This window comes from Arthrobacter sp. 179 (assembly GCF_052379645.1).
In the GTDB taxonomy this organism is placed as follows: domain Bacteria; phylum Actinomycetota; class Actinomycetes; order Actinomycetales; family Micrococcaceae; genus Arthrobacter_H.
The window spans coordinates 1-19577 of sequence record NZ_JBQSYU010000014.1; the positions used below are offsets into that span (position 1 = coordinate 1).

A 19577-nucleotide genomic window follows, 5' to 3' on the forward strand; every position below is an offset into this window, starting at 1 on the left:
TCGGGGCAGTACCCGGGACGGGCCTCCTAGCGCTGGTACCGCTGGACGAAGTTGCGCAGGATCAGGCCCGGCCAGGGGACGTCGGCCGCATGGGCGAGTTCGGTCAACGGGCCGGCCTCCGCGGGATCGAAATAGCCTGCGTCACGGTAGATCCCAATACGCGTGGCCAGCCCGTCTCCGTCGAGCTCCGGATGGAACTGGGTGGCATAGAGATTCGTGCCGATCCGGAACATCTGCACCGGGCAGGGCCCGGAGGTCGCCAACAGGACGGCGTGCCGAGGCAGCGTGGAGACCGCCTCCTTATGTCCGACGAAGGCGTCGAAGGCCGGGGGCATCCCGGCGGTGATCGGATCGCGGGCCCCGGCCCTGGTCAGCTCGATCCGGGAGAGGCCGACGGGTTCGGCATGGGTCCGGTCCACGGTGCCGCCCTGGTGGGTCCCCAGGGTCCCGATGCCGTAGCAGGCGCCAAGGAACGGGAAGTCATGGGCCAGGAGCTGGTCCAGCAATCCCGAGATCTCGGCTTCGACCCGCCGCTGGGTCGGGGATTTGCCGGCCGGGTCATCGGAGGAGTTGAAGGGTCCGCCGCCGAGCAGGATGCCCGAATACGCCCCCAGGTCCAGTGGGGCCGGCAGCGGGGAGGCGCCCAGGGCCACGACCTCCAACAGCGCGGCCGGAAGGTCCGCGGCGGCCAGGAACCCACGGACCTCGTCCGCGGCGGCCACGGGGTCCTCCCGGGTGGAAAGCAGCAGGAAGGGGCGGGGGCCGGATACGGGGCTCATGAGCGAATCCTACGACGTCCGCAGGGGTGGAGTGTCCGCGCGACAGACGCTACAGTTGGATTTGAGTTAACAACCATTAACCGGGCGGGTCGATCCGCCCTTTCGGGAGGAACCATGGACATCGCCGGGGCCTCGGCCCTCATCACCGGTGGCGCATCCGGCCTGGGTGCCGCCACCGCCAAGAAGCTCTACGACGCCGGGGCCCATGTGGTCCTGCTCGACCTGCCCGGATCGGCCGGCGAGGACGCCGCCATCGGACTGGGCGAACGGGCCCGGTTCGTCGCCGCGGACGTGACCAACGAACAGGAGGTCCGGCGCGCCGTCGAAGTGGCCAGCGACATGGCGCCGCTGCGTGTGCTGGTCAACTGTGCCGGGGTAGCCACCCCGGGCAAGGTCCTCGGCCGGGACGGAGTCCTTCCGCTGGCCTCCTTCGAGAAGGTCGTGGCCGTGAACCTGATCGGCACCTTCAATGTCGTCCGGCTGGCCGCCGAAGCCATGGCCGGGACCGAACCGATCCTCGACGACGAGACCGGGACCGAGGAACGCGGTGTCATCGTGAACACGGCCTCCGTCGCGGCCTTCGACGGGCAGATCGGCCAGCCGGCCTATGCCGCCTCCAAGGGAGGGGTCGCGGCGATGACCCTCCCGCTGGCCCGCGAATTGGCCCGTCAGCACATCCGGGTCATGTCCATCGCCCCGGGGATCTTCGAAACGCCGATGCTCGCCGGTCTGCCGCAGGAGGCCCAGGACTCCCTCGGCGCCCAGGTGCCCCACCCCTCACGGTTGGGAAAGCCCGCCGAATACGCCGCGCTGGTGGAGCACATCCTGGCCAACCAGATGCTCAACGGTGAGACCATCCGACTCGACGGAGCCATCCGCATGGCCCCGAAATAAGGAGCGGGATGACCGTGAAGAACGAGGGCGGCCCTCCTGCCCGCACCACCCGGGAACTAGCCGGGGCCGATTTCCTGGACATCGAGTCGCAACTCGACGAGAGGGAGCGGGCCAAGCTGGCCGAAGTGCGCGCCTTCGTGGCCGAATACGTCACCGAACATGCCGGGGCGTGGTGGACCGCCGAGGAGTTCCCCTTCGATCTGCTGCCGAGGCTCGGGGCGTTGGGGGTGAGCACGCCGACCCGGCACGGCTATTCGACGTTGTTCCACGGACTGCTCATCGCCGAGCTGGCCCGGGCCGATGCGTCGTTGGCGACGTTCTTCATGATCCACCACGACCTCTTCGTCGAGTCCCTGCATGACTTCGGCACCGAGGGCCAGCGTGAACGCTATCTGGCCGATGCGGCGGCCCTGCGCACCACCGGGGCCTTCGCGTTGACCGAACCGGAGCACGGTTCCGACGTCGCCAAGGGCATGGAAACCCGGGCCCGCCGGGAGGGCGATGCCTGGATCATCAACGGGGCCAAACGCTGGATCGGCAACGGGACGTTCTGTGAGCACCTGCTGCTGTGGGCCCTGGACGAGGACACCGGTGCGGTGCGCGGATTCGTCCTGGACACCTCCCTGCCCGGGGTGACCACCTCCAAGATCGAGAACAAGATCTCGCTGCGCACCGTGCAGAACGCCGATATCGTGTTGCGGGACGTCCGCGTGATGGAGGAGGACCGGTTCCCCGGAATCGATTCCTTCGCCGATATCAACCAGTTGCTGCGGTCCAGCCGCATCATGGTCGGCTGGCTCGCCGTCGGACAACAACTGGCGGCCTTCGACGTGCTGCGGGCCTATGTGTTGGAGCGTGAACAATTCGGCCGGCCGCTGGCCTCCTTCCAGCTCATCCAGCAGAAACTGGCCACCATGCTGGGAAATGCCACGGCGTCGATGGCGTTGATGACCCAGATCGCCCGGGCGCAGTCCCAGGGGACCGAGAAGATGGAGCAGGCGGCGCTGGCCAAGGCGTTCGCGACCGAGAGGATGCGCGAATCGGTGGCCCTGGGCCGGGCCGCGATGGGCGGTAACGGGATCGTCACCGATCACCGGATGGCCAGGATCTTCGCCGATGCCGAAGCGATCTACACCTATGAGGGCACCCATGACATCAACCTGTTGATCGTCGGCCGGGCCGCCACCGGGATCTCCGCGATCGCCTGAGGCCTGGTTCGAAGGAGGGCATCGCCGGGCACTACGCTGGGGTGGTGCCCTCGTTTCGTGCCCAGCTGAACATCCTGTCCCTGCGTCCGGGCCACCGCCCCGAAGCGGTGATGGACGCGGCGGTTGCTTCCCTGGCCGAATCCCACCATGTGGAAGCAAACCAGCTCGACATCGTCGCCGGAGTCCCTCGGATCACTGTGCGCTTCACGGTCGAGGAGGAGGAGTACGACGCCGATCTGCGCGCCGCCCGCTCGGCCGCCGCGCGGATGCGTGCCGCCGTCGAGGGCGTGGCCGCCACCCAACGACTTCTCGTGCTGCGCCGGGTCCGGGGCCGGTGGACCGCGCTCTAGAACTCGGTGCGCTGTCCGCGGGCGGCACGGCGCTCGGCATGGCCGATCTGGTATCGGCGGTTCTCCGTGGCCAGGAGCACGATGAACGCGCACAACCCGCAGACGATCGCCACCGGGGCCGAGGACTGCAGGGTCAGCAGCCGGTCCAGCATGACCCAGAACAGCCCCCAGGCGAAGCCCAATGCCACCACGATGCGGCCCCGCTCGGACATGGAGAAGCTGGCGGCGGCCCACGTGCACCCGACGATGGTCAGGACGGCCCACAACGAGGCCGGCAGGAGCAAGGTGAATCCGGCGCGGGTCAGCGCGATGGACAGCGTCGCCGGCAGCAGGACCAGCATCCAGCCCAGGAACAAGGCGGCCGGACCGTCCACGAACACCCGCTCCACATTCGACCGGGCAGTGCGCTGGTTCATCCGGCGGACCGCATAGACCAGGACGGTGGTCAGCGCCAGGGCCACGACCACCGACAGGAACACCAGCGAGGACCGGGCACACAGCAGCCACAACGCCCCCAGCAGCCCGGCCCCGGCCGTGAGGTAGCCGATGTCGCGTTGGCGGTAGGAGGACCGCTGGCTCGGATGCCATTGGAAGATCGCATACAGGGCGATCCAGACGAACAGCACGCCCCAGATCATGAACGAATTGCTGTTGGGTGCCAGCAAGGCATTTTCGGGGCCGTAGGCCGAGTGGGCGGCCGAATGGGCCGTGGGGCCCCCGAACCAGCCCAGGCCCATGAACCCCAGGACCAGGGTGGCGGCGGCAACCACCGTCACGACGAGGCGACGGATCAGATCCGAGCGCTGCTCCGGCGGATCCGGGTCTCTGGAGGGCAGGTTGTAGGGCGGGACGTAGATGGGGCCCTCGTCGTCGACCCAGAAGGGGCTGGTGTTGCGCAGCTGTTCGGCGGTCCGGGGGACCTCCGCGGCGTCGACGATGGCCTCGCGGGCGTTTTCCACCAACGATTCGAGGTCGTTGGTGGAGGCCGCCGCCCGGGCCGCGGCCTCTTCGGCGGCCTGCTGGGCCGCTTCGGCCTCGGCGGCCAGTCGGGCTGCTTCCTCCGCCGCGCGTTTGCGCTCCGCGGAGGCTTCGGCTTCGGCGGCTTCGGCGGCTTCGCGTTCGGCCCGCTGGCGGGACTTCTCCTCGCGGGCCTTGGCCCGGGCGTCGGCCCGGCGGCGGGAGGCCGCGCGTTGGGCGGCGATGGTCCGTACGGTGCCGGTCTTCGTCCTGCGGGCCAGTTCCTGCCAGTCGGGGGAGTTGATTCCGTCGAGCCAGGTGTTCAACCGGGTCTTGGCGTTCTCGTCAGGCAGCCTCCCGCGCGTTCCTGCCGCGGCCATATGCCGTGAGGGTGCGTCGGATTCGTTCAGCACGCCCTCGGGGTCGCGCGTGGGTTTGGGCGGCAGCGAGGTGGAATGGTTCGTGGGGGAGGCGCCGTCGTGGTGCGGGGGCCGGGGGGAGGACGATTCGGGGCCCTCGGCACGGGGGGAGGCGGGGGGCTGATGGGCACGCAGACGCTCCAGCGCCTTGGAGGCCGCCGAAGTCTCCTGGCGTGTTTCTGTCATGACGTGGAATCCCCTTTACCCGCTGTTTTCATGGCAATGATTCCTCCCCATACCACCGCTCATAGCCTACCTAATACCGGGGGGCCGTTTGGGGACGTCGGCGCGGATTCGGGCCCAGCTGTGGCCGGATCGTGATCCCACTGGCCTCTTTAGCTCCGACGATTGGACGTAACAGCTCCGACATGGTCCTGCCGCTAGTGGACGGGACCGGGAAATTCGCCCAGGTTCCGTTGCGAGGTGTAGGTGACCGGAGCCCCGGAGAGCGGGTCGGTGAAGGAGATCGAATGCGCCAACAGCTGCAACGGCCGGGTGAAGTCATCAGGGGCCTTCTCCCACAGGTCCGGGTAGAACGCATCGTTGAGGATGCCCAGCCCCAGGGCCGCCATATGCACCCGCAATTGGTGCGTCTTGCCCGAATGCGGGCGCAGGCGGAAGAGTCCGACGGCGGTGCCCGCATGGGCTCCGGTGCCCAGGCCGGTGCGCAACAGGTCAATCCGGGTTTCCGCGTTCGGTTCCCCGGGCTGGGTCAGGGCCAGCAGATGGCCTTTTTCCTTGACCATCCGGTTGCGGTACTCCGCCGGGAAATCGGCGGCGGTCGCCCGGTGGTTTCCGCTGATCTGCCTCACGGGTTGGCCATGCCGGCCCGGGGCGGAATCCGGGTCCGGTTCCGCCATGGCTGCGGCGGCATCCCAGCCGGGGGGAAGGGCTGCGACGCAGCGGTATTCCTTCTGGATTCGGCGACGCTCGAAGAGGACCTGGTAGGCACCGCGGGTGGCCGGATTCGTGGAGAAGAGGATGATGCCCGCCGTGGCCCGGTCGAGCCGGTGCATCGGCACCAGATCCGGTAGGTCCAGCCGGTTGCGCAGACGGACCAGCGCCGATTCCTGGATGAACCGGCCGCCGGGGGTGCTGGGCAGAAAATGCGGTTTGTCCACGACCAGCAGGTCCTCGTCCTGGAACAGGATCGTTTCGGTGACCGGCAGCACCGGCTCATCGGGGAGGTTGCGGTAGTACCAGAGGAAATCGTGGTGGCCCAACGGGGTGCTGGTGCTCAACGGTTCGGCGCCCAGGCCCACGACTTCGCCCTCCCGGAAGCGGCGGACGATGCCTTCGGGGTCGACATGGCCGAAGCGTTCGAGCATGTAGTCCATGACCGTCGCCCAGGGCCCTTCCCGGGGGATGCGCAACCGGGTGGCGTTGACGCCGTTGCGGACGGGGAGGGGGGATTGCATGGCCATGGAATAAGTTTCCCACGTCGGGGCGACGGCAGGATTCAGGCGAAGGGATCCACCTGGCAGCTGGGGCAGAAATAGAGGTCGCGTTCGTTCAGGTCGATGCCGCGTTCGCACGGTTCGGCCCCGGGGGCCCGCTGGTGCTCGTCGGTCTTGACCTGTCCGGTGCCGTCGGCGGGCCGGGGTCCTCCGGCCTCGGGGCCCCGGCGTCCCGCCGGGACCCGGTCCGCCCCGCGCCGTGCCCCGGCGGGCGGGCGTGGCTGGCCGAGCTTGCGGTGTTCGACGGTGTCCCCGCAGCGCAGGCACGGCTTGCCGGCCCGCCCATAGACCCAGTACTGGTCGCGCATCGGCGGCGTCGTGGTGACCCGGCGCGAGCGGTCCTTATTGGCATGCATGAGCTGATGGGCCAGATCGACCAGATACACCGGATCGGGCAGCTGCCCCGTGGGGGTGCGGGGGTGCAGGCCCAGCAGGAAGAGCAGTTCCGAACGGTAGATGTTCCCCAGACCGGCGATGACCCGCTGGTCCAGCAGGGTCAGGGCGATGGGCCGCTCGGGCATCATGGCCAGACGGCGGTGCACCTCCTCGGCATCCCAGGAGGCCCCCAGCGGATCGGGTCCGAGGTGGCCGACGGCGTCGGGCTCGTCGACGGTGCGGATCACCCGCAGGAAACCCAGGTCGAAACCGACCGCCTGGAAGTCCGGGTTGCGCAGCACGCACCGTGCCTTGAAGGCCGGGGCCCGCCAGCGCTCGCCGGTGGCGTAGACATCCCAATGCCCGTCCATGGACAGGTGGGTGTGGATCGATAGATCGGCCACCCGGATCAGCAGGTGCTTGCCCCGGGAGATCACGGAGGAGACCGTTTGCGAGGCCAGGTTCAAGGTGGCGTAGGACGGGAGCCGGAAATCGCTGGACTGCAGGGACCTGTTGCTCAGTGCCGCATCGAGCCGACGGGCTGCCCGGTAGATGCTGTCACCCTCTGGCACTGCTGGTCACGTCCTTCGTTGCTGGCCTCATCGCTAGCCCACTAAGTGGAATGGATCACACTATACCGGTCTCCGCAAAACGACTCACGGGCGGAAGCGCAATCCGTTGGGGGAGGAATGGAATCCCGCGGCCAATAAGGCCCTGGCCAGCGGCGTATCGGGGACGGGGGCCCCATTGGCCTTGTCCAGGGCGATCCGCTCCACCCGGGCCGTGCGCAGGGCCGCCACGAGCGCCCGGGCGGCGGCCTCGAGTTCGGCCGGCTCCTCGGTGAAGACCAGCGCCGTCCGGCCGCCGCGTTCCAGGTACAGGCCCAACCGGCCATCGAGCAGGACGACGACGGCGCCGGCCTTGCGTCCCGGGCGTTGCCCGGTGGGGGAGGACCCGTCCTCTGACGAGCCCACGGTCGGCCAGGGCAGGGCCGCCCCGTAGGGGTTGGCCGGGTCGGTCGCCGCGAGGGCTACCGCTAACGGAACCCTCCCGGGGCCGGCGGCGGGGGAGACCGCGGACTCCAGATCGGTATCCCGGGTATGCCCGCGCAGCCGGTCCACCGTCGCCGGGACGGAGAACTGGGCGGCCCCGAGGTGTTCGATGAAATAGCCTCTGCGGGTCCTGCCCGCTTCCTCCAGCCGGGCCAGGACCCGGTAGAGCCGGCCGAACCCGCCGGGGACGTTCTCCACCATGACCGAACCGCGGGTCAGCACGCCGTAGCGGTCGAGCAGGAATTCGGCACCGGCATGGGCCCGGAGGGTGGGATCGGCTTCCGGGGCCGGCAGCAGGGACCAGCGTCCGGCGGCCTGTGGTTGGGCCGGGGCGATGGGCGCGGTGGCCCCGGCAGCGCCGGGACGCAGCCCGGAGGCATGCATCCCCGGTCCCCGCGGTGAGCGCATCCGACCCAGCCGGGGCGCCCGGGCCCGGGGTGGGGCCCCGCGGGGTTTATGGGCGGTTCGTCCACCGCCGAGCAGTCCGCGCACCGGGGCGAAGGTGTCGTTGCCGATCCGACCGGCCCACACCAGCTCCCAGAGGGCGCTCAGCACCGATTCGTCCTGGCCGGTGACCCCCAGGGCCTCGGTGATCTGGCGGAAGAAGTAGCCGCCGCCGCTGGCCAGGATCTCCAGGAGGCGCACCTGAACCCCGGAAGGCTCGAAATCGGCGTCGGGGTTCAGCGTCAGTGCCGCCTCCTGGGCGGGATGCAGGCTGATCCAGCCGTCGTTTCCCGCCAACGTCCCGGCACCGGACCACAACACCTCCCCGGTGGCCATCAGTTCGTCGAGCATCCCCGGCTGGTAATCCGCCACCCGGGCCGGGAGCACGAACGCCTCCCAGGCGCTCGCCGGAACCGGCACCCCGGCCAACTGGTCGATCACCGTGGCGACCCCGTCGAGCCCGCGCAGCTCCTGCCCCACGAACTGCCAGTCGGGAAGGAACCGCCCGAACGTGGCGTCGTCGACCGGTTCGACCTCGGCGCGCAGCGCGGCCAGCGAGCGTCGGCGGATCCGGCGCAGCACCTCGGCGTCGCACCACTCGCTCGCCGCCGGGGAGCCAGCCGCCGACTCACCGGTGGTGGGACGGAATTCTCCTTCGACCACCCTCGATTCGGTGCCCAGACGCTTGAGGACCGACAGGACGACGGCGCTGCCCAAGCCCAGCGCGGCGGCGGCCTCGGCCACGGTGAAGGGCCCATGGGTGCGCCCGTAGCGTCCCACGAGGTCACCCAACGGGTCCGCGACCGGCTCGATGAAGGCCAGCGGGATCCCCATCGGCAACGGGACGCCGAGCCCGTCACGCAACCGGGCGGCATCCTCGATCGCCGCCAGCACCGGCCGGCCCGCGAGATTGACCCGTAGGGCACGGTTGCTGCGCACCAGGGCCTCGGCATACCCGGAGGCCTCGTCCACGGTGGCTGCCGGGCGGGTTGGTCCGGCGTCGGATCCGGTGCCCGCGTCCGCAGCTGCCTCGCCGTCGTCCTGGGCAGGCTCGTCTGCGGATTCGTCGGCCGGGCGCAGCCGGGCCGCCAGCTCCTCGATCCCCAAGGGCCCGAGCAGACGCAGCAGATCGGCGGCCCCCTCCAGACCCTTGAGCCGGCGGTTGGGGGATAGCCGTTGGAGTTCGGCTTCGGTGGCCGCGATGACCTCGGGGTCCAGCAGTTCGCGCAATTCGGTGCGGCCCAGCAGGTCGCCCAAGAGTGACGGGTCGATCGACAGGGCGGCGGCCCGGCGTTCGGCCAGCGGGGAGTCGCCCTCGTAGAGGAATTGGGCGACATAGCCGAAGAGCAGGGTCTGGGCGAAGGGTGAGGGTTGGCGCGTGGTCGTTTCCACGATCCGCAGCCCCCGGCCCTGCAGTTCGGCGGCGATCGAGCGTAGCGAGGGCAGGTCGTAGACGTCCTGCAGGCATTCGCGGACCGTCTCGAGGATGATCGGGAAGGAGGGGTATTTCCTGGCCACGTCCAGCAGCTGGGCCGAGCGTTGGCGTTGTTGCCACAGCGGGCTGCGTTTGGCCGGGTTCTGCCGAGGCAGCAGCAAGGCCCGGGCCGCACATTCGCGGAAACGCGAAGCGAACAGGGCCGAGCCACCCACCTCGTTCGTCACGATGGCATCCAGCTCCTCGGGATCGAAGAGGAAGAGCTCGGCCCCGGGCGGCTCGTCGTCCATCATCGGCACACGCAGGACGATCCCGTCGTCGGCGGCCATCGCCGACCCGTCCATCCCGAAGCGTTCGTGCAGCCGGGCCCCCACGGCCAACGCCCAGGGGGCGTGCACCGGCATGCCAAACGGGGAGTGCAGGACCACCCGCCAGTCGCCGAGCTCGTCCTGGAAGCGTTCAACCACCAAGGTGGTGTCGCTGGGGATGATGCTGGTGGCTTCCTGCTGTTCGGCCAGGTAACCGGTGAGGTTGGCCGCGGCCCAGCCGTCCAGGCCGATCGCTGCCAGCCGGGCCCCGGCATCGTCGTCGCCGGCTCCGCCAATTTCGCGGCGGAACCTGCCCAACGCCCGGCCCAGCTCGGCGGGACGACCCAGCGAGTCGCCCTTCCAGAAGGGGAGTTTGCCGGGCTGGCCGAAGGCGGGGGAGACCAGGACCCGGTCGTGGGTGATGTCCTCGATCTTCCAGCTCGTCGCCCCCAAGGCAAAGACGTCGCCGACCCGGGATTCGTAGACCATCTCCTCGTCGAGTTCGCCCACCCGGCGCCCGCCGCCACTCTGGTCCTCGGTGCCGATCAAAAAGACCCCGAACATGCCCCGGTCCGGGATGGTGCCCCCGGAGGTCACGGCCAGGCGTTGGGCCCCGGGGCGACCGGACAGGGTGCCGGCATCGCGGTCCCAGATGATGCGTGGACGTAGTTCGGCGAACTCATCGGAGGGGTATTTGCCGGCCAAGAGGTCAAGGGTCGCGTCGAAGGCCGAACGGGGCAGCGCGGCAAAGGGCGCCGACCGGCGGACGACGTCGAACCATTCCTCCGCATCGACCTCACCCAACGCTGCGGCGGCGACGGTCTGCTGGGCCAGGATATCCAGCGGGTTCGCCGGAATGGATAACGCCTCGATGGCCCCGGAGCGCATGCGTTCGACGGTGATCGCCGTATTGACCAGATCCGAGCGCTGCTTGGGGAAGAAGACCCCGGTGGAGACTTCCCCGACCTGGTGTCCGGCCCGGCCCACGCGTTGCAGTCCGGAGGCCACCGAATGGGGGGATTCGACCTGGATGACCAGATCGACCAGGCCCATGTCGATGCCCAGTTCCAACGAGGAGGTGGCCACGACGCAGCGCAAGCGCCCGGACTTCAGGTCATCCTCGATGTCGGCGCGTTGGTCCTTGGAGACCGACCCGTGGTGGGCCCGGGCCAGCACGGCCTCGGCGCCTGAGCTGGCCCCGGCCTGCGCCATGACCTGCGCGGGCGGATGCTGCGGTTCGGGGGCGATGGTCGGTCCGGTGGCCGGTTCGCTGGCCGATGCGGCCCACGGATCTGAGCCGGTCAGTTCCTGCCGGGCCGCGTGGATCTCGTTCAGGTTCGCCGTCAGCCGTTCGGCCAGGCGCCGGGAGTTCGCGAAGACGATCGTGGAACGGTTGGCCTCGATGAGGTCCACGATCTTCTCCTCCACATGCGGCCAGATGCTTGCCTGCGGTTGGAAGCCGGCCAGTTCGTCGAGCTCGCTGGCTTCGGCGGCTGCGGGCAGGTTCGTCATGTCCTCCACGGGGACGGTGACCGTCAGGTCCCAGGTCTTCTGAGAGGGCGGAGCCACGATGTCCACCGGCCGGGACCCGCCCAGGAACCGGGCGACCTCGGCCCGGGGTTCGACGGTGGCCGAGAGCCCGATGCGCTGGGCCGGGGTTGTCAGCAGGGCATCGAGCCGTTCGAGCGAGACCGCCAGATGGGCCCCGCGTTTGGTGCCGGCGACGGCGTGAACCTCGTCGATGATGACCGTGTCGATGCCGGTCAGTGTCTCCCGGGCCTTGGAAGTCAGCATCAGGAACAGTGACTCGGGGGTGGTGATGAGGATATCCGGCGGACTCGTCAGCAGTTTGCGGCGGTCATTGGCCGGGGTGTCTCCCGAACGCACGCCAACACTGACCTCGGGGGCCGGCAGGCCGAGTCGTTGGGCCATCCGGGTGATCCCGATCAGCGGTGCGCGCAGGTTGCGTTCGACGTCGACGCCAAGCGCCTTCAGCGGAGAGATGTACAGGACCCGGGTCTTGCGTTTCGGGGCCTTCGCCTTCTTCCCGGGTGCAGCGACTGCATCGTCGGCATCGAGGGTGGGCAGTGCCGGTGGTTCGGTGCTGTTTCGGATGAACCCGTCCAGGGCCCAGAGGAAGGCGGAGAGGGTTTTGCCCGAACCGGTCGGGGCGACGACCAGGGCGTTGCTGCCCGCGGAAACGGCGTCCCAGGCGCCGAGCTGGGCGGCCGTCGGCGCGGCAAAGGCACCCGTGAACCACTCGCGGGTCGCGGGCGTGAACTTCTGGAGCACTGCGGCTGCTGCGGGCTTTTCTGCCATCGCTGAAAGCCTACGCCGAAGCACCGACGAGTTGGCGCGGGGGCGGTCGGGGCACCTCGGCACCATTATTGGTGGTGGTACGGCCGCCCTCCGGCGATTTCCTGGGCACGGTAGAGCTGTTCGGCCACCACGAGCCGGACCAGTTGGTGGGGGAAGACCAGCTTGGACAGGCTCCAGGTGAAGTCGGCCCGCTGGTGCACCGACCTGTCCACCCCGTAGGCGCCGCCGATGACCAGCACCACCGGGCGTGCGGTATCCAGCGGCTGTTGCAGGGCACGGGCCAGGGCCGGGGAATCGATGTTCTTCCCGCGTTCGTCCAGCAGGACCACATGGTCCCGTGGCTGGACCTTGGCCAGGATGCGGGCGGATTCCTCAGTGCGTGCGGCATCGCCTTCCCGGGACGAATGCGGCAGCAGGGCCCAGGACACGTCGAAGGGTTTCTTCATCCGCTTCGAATAGCGCTCGATGCCCTCGGCCACCCACGACTCGTGCTTCTTCCCGATGGCCAGTATGCGCAGCGTCATGGCATTAGTCTGACAGGCATGCCCACTTCCTGTTCACCCGAGCCTCCCCCACGGGGGCATCCGGTCGCCGACGCCGCGGCACGCAGGCTGCCCTCGCGACTCGGGGCCTATGGTGCCTTGTGGATCACGCTGGTCATCGGCGCCTCCTTCGTCACCCTAATGACCCTCTTTGCCGCCAATATCTACGAATCCCTGGCGGAGAAGGACAACCTGGCCGCAGTGGACCGGCCGTTACTGGCCTGGGTGATGACGTGGCGCAGCCCGCTGGCCGACACAGCGGTCACCTGGTTCACCAACACCGGCTCGGTCATCGGGATGTCGATTATTGCCCTGGCAGCGATCGCCGTGCTGACGCGGATCCGTCGGTCCTGGCGGCCGCTGCTGCTTATCGGTGCGGCGGGGGCCGGCTCCGTGGTGATGACCATTGCAGGCAAGGATCTGATCGGGCGGACCCGGCCACCGATGGCCGACGCCGTCCCGCCCTATGAAACCTCGCCGTCGTTCCCCTCCGGGCATACGCTCAACGCGACGGCGATCATCATGGTCATCGCCTATTTGTGGTTCCTGCAGCTCGAACGCCGCTGGACCCGGGCGCTGAAGGTCGCCGGCTGTGTGGCCTATGTGGTCCTCATCGGCGGCAGCCGCATCTATCTGGGCCACCATTGGTTCACGGATGTCGCCGTGGCCTGGGCACTCGGGCTGGGCTGGGCGGCGTTGGTGGTGTTGGCGCACCACGTCTTCCACACCGTCCGCCGCGTCAGGCGCGAGCAGGGATCAGCCCAGACGTAGGCCTTGCCGGGGGACAGATCATTGTCCCGACTGGTGCTTCAACCCGGACAGCACGTCATGGTTCAGCTGGGAGATCATGTCCAAGGGGATGCCCGCCGGGCAGACCGCGGTGCATTCACCGATCTGCGTGCAGCCGCCGAAGCCCTCGGCATCGTGCTGTTCGACCATCGCCAGGGCCCGCTCGTCCCGTTCGGGCTGGCCCTGGGGCAGCGAACCGAGGTGGGTGATCTTGGCGCCGAGGAACAACGACGCCGAACCGTTGGGGCAGGCGGCCACGCAGGCCCCGCAGCCGATGCATGCCGCGGCGTCGAAGGCCCGGTCGGCATCCTTCTTCGGCACGGTGACGGCGTTGGCGTCCGCCGCGGCGCCGGTGGGGGCGCTGACGTAACCGCCGGCTTCGATGATCCGGTCCAGGGCGCTGCGGTCCACCACCAGATCCCGGATCACCGGGAACGCCGTCGAACGCCAGGGTTCGACGTCGATGACCTGGCCGTCCTCGAAGTGGCGCATGTAGAGCTGGCAGGTGGTGGTCAACGCCTCGGGGCCGTGGGCCAGCCCGTTGATCACCAGGGAGCACATCCCGCAGATCCCCTCGCGGCAGTCGTGGTCGAAGGCCACCGGTTCCCCGCCGTTGAGCGTGAGGTCCTCGTTGAGCAGATCGAGGACCTCCAAAAACGACATGTCGGGGGAGATCTCGTCGACCTCGTAGGCCTCCATGGCCCCGGGCTGGTCCTGATGGTGTTGGCGCCAGATCCGCAATGTGATCTTCATTTGTAGCTCCTTTGCTGGACCTTGATGTTCTCGAATTCGAGGTGTTCACGGTGCAGTACCGGCTCGTCTCCATCGCCGCCGAATTCCCAGGCGGCCACGTAGCTGAAGTCCTCGTCCTGCCGCAGGGCCTCGCCGCCCTCGGTCTGGCTTTCGGAACGGAAATGCGCCCCGCAGGACTCCTCGCGGTGCAGTGCGTCGATGCACATCAGCTCCGCGAGCCCGAAGAAGTCGGCGACCCGGCCCGCCCGCTCCAGGGACTGGTTCAATTCCTCGTTGACCCCGGTGACCTTCACATCCGTCCAGAACTCGTCACGCAGCCGGCGGATCTCTTCGATGGCGTGGCTGAGTCCTTCGGCATTGCGTTCCATGCCGCAGTACTCCCAGACGATGGACCCGAGCTCTTTGTGGAAGGAATCCACCGAACGGCTCCCGTTGATGGACAGCAGCCGTTCGGTGCGTTCACGGACGCCCTCGGCGGCCTCGACGACGGCTGGATGGTTGGCGTCGACGTCGGCGGGCAACGGGTTGCGGGCCAGATAGTCGTTGATGGTCCCGGGCAGCACGAAGTAGCCGTCGGCCAACCCCTGCATCAGGGCGCTGGCGCCGAGCCGGTTGGCGCCGTGGTCGGAGAAGTTCGCCTCGCCGATGACGAAGAGACCGGGGATGGAGCTTTGCAGGTCGTAATCCACCCACAGCCCGCCCATCGTGTAGTGGATGGCCGGATAGATGCGCATGGGCGCCTGATAGGGGTCCTCGTCGGTGATCTTGGCGTACATGTCGAAGAGGTTGCCGTATTTCTCCTCGATGACGTGCCGGCCCAACCGCTTGATGGCGTGGGTGAGATCCAGATAGACCCCCAGGCCTCCCGGGCCCACGCCGCGGCCCTCGTCGCATTGCTTCTTCGCCGCCCGCGAGGCCACGTCCCGGGGGACCAGGTTGCCGAAGGCCGGGTAGACCCGTTCCAGGTAGTAGTCGCGTTCGTCCTCGGGGATGTCCGCCGGGGCCCGGTCGTCGCCGGCCTTGACCGGCACCCAGATCCGTCCGTCGTTGCGCAACGATTCGCTCATCAGGGTCAGCTTCGACTGGTGGTCCCCGCTGACCGGGATGCAGGTGGGGTGGATCTGCGTATAGCAGGGGTTGGCGAAATAGGCGCCCTTGCGGTGGGCCCGCCAGCTGGCGGTGACATTGCAGCCCATCGCATTGGTGGAGAGGTAGTAGACGTTGCCGTAGCCGCCGCTGGCCAGTACGACCGCGTCGGCCAGATGCGTCTCGAATTCGCCGGTGACCATGTCCCGGACCACCACCCCGCGGGCCTTGCCGTCGATGACGATCAGGTCCAGCATCTCGTGCCGGGTGTTCAACTCCACGGTCCCGGCCCCCACCTGGCGCTCCAGCGCCTGGTAGGCGCCCAGCAGCAGCTGCTGACCGGTCTGCCCGCGGGCGTAGAACGTCCGGGAGACCTGGACGCCACCGAAGGAACGGGTATCCAGCAGGCCGCCGTATTCGCGGGCGAAGGGGACCCCCTGGGCCACTGCCTGGTCGATGATCGCCGCACTGACCTGGGCCAGGCGGTAGACGTTGGATTCGCGTGAACGGTAGTCCCCGCCCTTGACCGTGTCGTAGAACAGCCGGTGGATGCTGTCCCCGTCGTTGCGGTAGTCCTTCGCCGCGTTGATCCCGCCCTGGGCGGCGATGCTGTGGGCCCGGCGGGCGCTGTCCTGATAGCAGAAGACCTTCACGTTGTAGCCGGCCTCACCCAGGGTCGCCGCCGCGGACCCACCGGCGAGCCCGGTGCCGATGACGATGATGGAGACCTTGCGCCGGTTGGCCGGACTGATCAGCTTGGCCTCGAAACGTCGTTTGTCCCAGCGGTCCTTCAGCGGCCCGCCGGGGTCCTGAGTGTCCTGCAGCGGGTCGCCTTCGGTGAAGTAATCGTTCATCATGCTCCTACCCATCCGATCAAGATGCTCAGTGGTGGTACGAGGAAGCCGACGATGATCACGAAGGTGACCACGTAGGCCAGCCCATTGAGCCGGCGTCGTACCGCGATGCTGGTGTTTGCGCCCAGGGAGGCGAAGGCGCTCCAGATGCCGTGGCGCAGGTGGAAGCCCAGGGCGATGAGCGCGATGACATAGGAGAGCACCACCCACCAGATGGAGAAGCCGTTGACCATCCGCTCATAGGCGCTGTCCGAGGCTCCGCCGGGGTGGATGACGTTCCCGGTCAGATGCAGCAGGTGGTAGACGACGAACAGGGCGATCGTCACCCCGCCCCAGCGCATCGTGAAGGAGGCATAGCTGCGTTGCACGCCGCGGCGGTTCTGCGTGGTCTGGTACCGCCAGCCGCCCCCGCCGGCGGTGGCCGCCCGGGACCGGTGCCAGAGCACGAAGGCCGCCCAGATGTGGGCGCCGACGCTGATCAGCAGGATCACGCGCAGGATCCACAGGGCCCCGGCATAGGGAAGCAGGGGCTCGAGGATCGTGCGCAGGTACGCCGAGTAGCCGTCGAAGGCCTCCTGGCCCGCGAAGACCTTCAGGTTCCCGTACATATGCGCGATCAGGAACAGCACCATGATTAGCCCGCCCACGGCCATGACCGCATGCAGGACGGCCGAGGAGCGCAGCACCGGGACCCGCCCGCGCTTGGTGTCGGTGGCACTCATGACGAAAGCAACTGACGCAGGACGTAGGGCAGGATGCCCCCGTGGACGAAATACCCTTCCTCGGCGGGGGTGTCGATCCTGACCTTCGCAGTGATCTCCCGGGTCTTCTCGCCGTCGTCGACGCGCACGGTGACTTCCTTCGGCAGCGGGGACGCACCTTCGATGCCGACGACGGAATAGGTCTCCTCCCCGGTCAACCCATGGGTATCGGCCCTTTCGCCGTCCAGGAACTGCAACGGCAGCACGCCCATGCCGATCAGGTTCGACCGGTGGATCCGCTCGTAGGAGACGGCCAGCACCGCCTTGACGCCCAGCAGCGTGGTGCCCTTGGCCGCCCAGTCGCGGGAAGACCCCGACCCGTAGTCCGAACCCGCCAGCACGACCAGCGGGACCTGGTCGCCGATGTAGCGGGTGGAGGCGTCGAAGATGCTCATGCGCTCGCCGTCGGGCAGATGCCTGGTGACGCCGCCTTCGACCCCGGGGACGAGCCGGTTGCGCAGCCTCACGTTGGCGAAGGTGCCGCGGATCATCACGTGGTGGTTCCCGCGCCGTGATCCGTAGGAGTTGAAGTCCTTCGGCTCGATTCCCAGGTCCTGCAGGTATTTGCCGGCGGGGGAATCGGCCTTGATGGCGCCAGCCGGGGAGATGTGGTCGGTGGTCACCGAATCCCCGAGGTAGGCCAGTACACGGGCGTCGTGGATGTCCGTGAGCGGCGGTGGGTCCAGCGTCATGCCGTCGAAGTAGGGTGGACGCTGGATGTAGCTGGAATCGGGCTGCCAGGCGAACTGGTCGCCTTTGGGGATCGTCATGCCGCGCCAGTTCTCGTCACCGTGGTAGACGTCGAGATAGCCTTCGGTGAACATCTTCGCTTCGAGGTTCGCGTCGACGACGTCCTTGATCTCGTCGGTGCTGGGCCAGATATCGCGCAGGTAGACCGGCTTGCCCTCGGGGTCGTGGCCGAGTGGATCCTTGAGCATGTCGGTGCGCATGGTCCCGGCCAGGGCGTAGGCGATGACCAACGGTGGTGAGGCCAGGAAGTTCATCTGGACCTCGGAATGGATCCGGCCCTCGAAGTTGCGGTTGCCCGACAGGACCGAGGCGACCGTGAGGTTCTTCTCCGAGGCCGCGGCGCTGACTTCGGGGATCAACGGCCCCGAGTTGCCGATGCAGGTGGTGCAGCCGTAGCCGACCAGGTTGAAACCCAGCTTCTCCAGATACGGTGTCAGCCCCGAACGGTCGTAGTAGTCGGTGACCACGCGTGAACCGGGGGCCAGGGTGGTCTTCACCCACGGCTGGCTGGACAGGCCGCGTTCCACGGCCTTCTTGGCCAGCAGGGCCGCCCCGATCATCACCGAGGGGTTGGAGGTGTTGGTGCAGGAGGTGATGGCGGCGATGACCACGGCACCGTTGTCGATGCTGGTCTTCCGGCCGCCCAGCAGCAGTTCGGAGGGGTCCGAGGGCCAGGCGTCCTGGACATTGCCGTCGTCGTCGTAGGTCCGCGGCGGGTCGTCGCGCTGGATGCGGGTGCTGATGGCGACCGGATCGCTGGCGGGGAAGGAGTCCTCGACGGCGGAGTCGAGCCCTCCGGCGATGGCGTCGGCGTGGGTCTGCCCGGCCAGCAGCCGGCGGATGACCTGCGGCGACTTCGCCAGCGGGATGCGGTCCTGGGGACGCTTCGGGCCAGCGATCGAGGGGGAGACCGTCGAAAGGTCCAGCTCGACGATCTGGCTGTATTCCGGGACGTGGTCGGGATCGTGCCACAGTCCTTGTTCCTTGGCATAGGCCTCGACCAGCCGGATCTGGTGCTCTTCGCGTCCGGTGAGGCGCAGGTAGTTCAGTGTTTCGTCGTCGATCGGGAAGATGGAGGCGGTCGAACCGTATTCGGGGCTCATGTTGCCCAACGTCGCCCGTGTGGCCAACGGGACGTTGCCGACACCGGGGCCGAAGAAATCGACGAACTTCCCCACCACCCTGACCTTGCGCAGCAGCTCGGCCACGGTGAGGACCAGGTCGGTGGCGGTGGTGCCCTCGGGCAGCTCCCCGGATAGCTTGAGTCCGACGACCTGCGGGATCAACATGCTCATCGGCTGGCCCAGCATGGATGCTTCGGCTTCGATCCCGCCGACACCCCAGCCCAGCACGCCGAGGCCGTTGACCATGGGGGTATGCGAATCCGTGCCGACCAGGGTGTCCGGATAGGCCTGGGGGCCGCGGGGTCCTTCCCGGGTGAAGACGACCCGGGCCAGGTATTCGAGGTTGACCTGGTGGCAGATGCCGGTGTCCGGGGGAACCACCAGGAAGTCGTCAAAGGACTGCTGGCCCCACCGCAATAGCTGGTAGCGCTCCTGGTTGCGGCCGAATTCCAGTTCGGCGTTCACCCCGAAGGCGTCGGGGCGGGCGAACACATCGGCAATCACCGAGTGGTCGATCACCAGTTCCGCGGGGATCAGTGGGTTGATCTTCCTCGGATCGCCACCGAGATCGGTCATGGCGTCGCGCATGGCGACCAGGTCCACCACGCAGGGGACCCCGGTGAAGTCCTGCATCAGGACCCGGGCCGGGGTGTATTGGATCTCCGAGTTGGTTTCGGAGTTGGCATCCCAGTTGGCCATCGCGTTGATTTGTTCGTCCGTGACCAGATGCCCGTCTTCGTTACGCAGCAGGTTCTCCAGCAGGACCTTGAGGCTGTAGGGCAGACGGTCGGAGCCCTTGATGCGATCCAGCCGGTAGATCTCGTATCTCGTGTCATCGACCTGCAGTTCAGAGCGGGTGTCGAAACTGTTCTGCATTTTGGGGGCACCTGGCTTTTCGTGTCGAAGCGAACTCCACCGGGC

General features: G+C 68.2%; 14 protein-coding genes. 4 read left to right on the forward strand and 10 right to left on the reverse strand.

Going from position 1 to position 19577, the window contains the following annotated elements; genetic code table 11:
• Window positions 1-26: 26 nt before the first annotated feature.
• Complete coding sequence (locus ACT3UE_RS09740) at window positions 27-779, reverse strand: glutamine amidotransferase (protein WP_443382949.1); 753 nt, start codon at window positions 777-779, stop codon at window positions 27-29.
• A 114-nt stretch (window positions 780-893) separates the two neighbouring features.
• On the opposite strand from ACT3UE_RS09740, the gene ACT3UE_RS09745 reads away from it, so the two are divergent.
• Genes ACT3UE_RS09745 through ACT3UE_RS09755 form a run of 3 tightly spaced genes read left to right on the forward strand, consistent with a single transcriptional unit; the run spans window position 894 to window position 3231 of the window.
• Complete coding sequence (locus tag ACT3UE_RS09745) at window positions 894-1673, forward strand: 3-hydroxyacyl-CoA dehydrogenase (protein ID WP_443382952.1); 780 nt, start codon at window positions 894-896, stop codon at window positions 1671-1673.
• An 8-nt stretch (window positions 1674-1681) separates the two neighbouring features.
• A complete protein-coding gene (locus ACT3UE_RS09750; RefSeq protein ID WP_443382954.1) occupies window positions 1682-2881 on the forward strand; it encodes an acyl-CoA dehydrogenase family protein in 1200 nt (399 codons plus the stop codon).
• A gap of 44 nt (window positions 2882-2925) precedes the next feature.
• Complete coding sequence (locus ACT3UE_RS09755; RefSeq protein WP_443382957.1) at window positions 2926-3231, forward strand: hypothetical protein; 306 nt, start codon at window positions 2926-2928, stop codon at window positions 3229-3231.
• On the opposite strand, the gene ACT3UE_RS09760 is transcribed toward ACT3UE_RS09755, so the two are convergent.
• From ACT3UE_RS09760 to rlmH, 5 genes are all read right to left on the reverse strand, one after another.
• A complete protein-coding gene (locus ACT3UE_RS09760; protein ID WP_444566633.1) occupies window positions 3228-4793 on the reverse strand; it encodes a hypothetical protein in 1566 nt (521 codons plus the stop codon). The two genes, ACT3UE_RS09755 and ACT3UE_RS09760, sit on opposite strands and share 4 nt — an antisense overlap.
• Window positions 4794-4987: 194 nt before the next feature.
• The gene (locus ACT3UE_RS09765) at window positions 4988-6025 is read right to left on the reverse strand and encodes a pseudouridine synthase (RefSeq protein ID WP_444561356.1); all 1038 of its coding nucleotides are present in this window, start codon (window positions 6023-6025) and stop codon (window positions 4988-4990) included.
• A 41-nt stretch (window positions 6026-6066) separates the two neighbouring features.
• Window positions 6067-7011: a DNA-formamidopyrimidine glycosylase family protein gene (locus tag ACT3UE_RS09770; RefSeq protein ID WP_444566634.1), complete on the reverse strand. Its 945-nt coding sequence runs from the start codon at window positions 7009-7011 to the stop codon at window positions 6067-6069.
• An 84-nt stretch (window positions 7012-7095) separates the two neighbouring features.
• The gene (locus tag ACT3UE_RS09775; RefSeq protein WP_444554191.1) at window positions 7096-11997 is read right to left on the reverse strand and encodes a DNA glycosylase AlkZ-like family protein; all 4902 of its coding nucleotides are present in this window, start codon (window positions 11995-11997) and stop codon (window positions 7096-7098) included.
• A 65-nt stretch (window positions 11998-12062) separates the two neighbouring features.
• Window positions 12063-12521, reverse strand: a complete 459-nt coding sequence (gene rlmH / locus ACT3UE_RS09780) for a 23S rRNA (pseudouridine(1915)-N(3))-methyltransferase RlmH (protein WP_444554190.1) — start codon at window positions 12519-12521, stop codon at window positions 12063-12065.
• Window positions 12522-12539: 18 nt separating this feature from the next.
• On the opposite strand from rlmH, the gene ACT3UE_RS09785 reads away from it, so the two are divergent.
• Window positions 12540-13310, forward strand: a complete 771-nt coding sequence (locus ACT3UE_RS09785) for a phosphatase PAP2 family protein (protein WP_444561338.1) — start codon at window positions 12540-12542, stop codon at window positions 13308-13310.
• An 18-nt stretch (window positions 13311-13328) separates the two neighbouring features.
• Here the strand turns inward: ACT3UE_RS09785 and ACT3UE_RS09790 are convergent, their stop codons facing one another.
• The 4 genes from ACT3UE_RS09790 to ACT3UE_RS09805 are packed head-to-tail and all read right to left on the reverse strand — an operon-like array spanning window position 13329 to window position 19532.
• A complete protein-coding gene (locus ACT3UE_RS09790; protein ID WP_444554188.1) occupies window positions 13329-14081 on the reverse strand; it encodes a succinate dehydrogenase/fumarate reductase iron-sulfur subunit in 753 nt (250 codons plus the stop codon).
• A complete protein-coding gene (locus ACT3UE_RS09795) occupies window positions 14078-16024 on the reverse strand; it encodes a fumarate reductase/succinate dehydrogenase flavoprotein subunit (protein WP_444554187.1) in 1947 nt (648 codons plus the stop codon). Before ACT3UE_RS09795 ends, ACT3UE_RS09790 begins: the two co-directional genes overlap by 4 nt.
• Window positions 16021-16743: a succinate dehydrogenase cytochrome b subunit gene (locus ACT3UE_RS09800; protein ID WP_444561339.1), complete on the reverse strand. Its 723-nt coding sequence runs from the start codon at window positions 16741-16743 to the stop codon at window positions 16021-16023. Before ACT3UE_RS09800 ends, ACT3UE_RS09795 begins: the two co-directional genes overlap by 4 nt.
• Window positions 16740-19532 carry an aconitate hydratase gene (locus ACT3UE_RS09805; protein ID WP_444566635.1) on the reverse strand — a complete coding sequence of 931 codons (2793 nt, stop codon included), beginning with the start codon at window positions 19530-19532 and terminating at the stop codon, window positions 16740-16742. Before ACT3UE_RS09805 ends, ACT3UE_RS09800 begins: the two co-directional genes overlap by 4 nt.
• Between the last annotated feature and the right edge of the window lie 45 nt (window positions 19533-19577).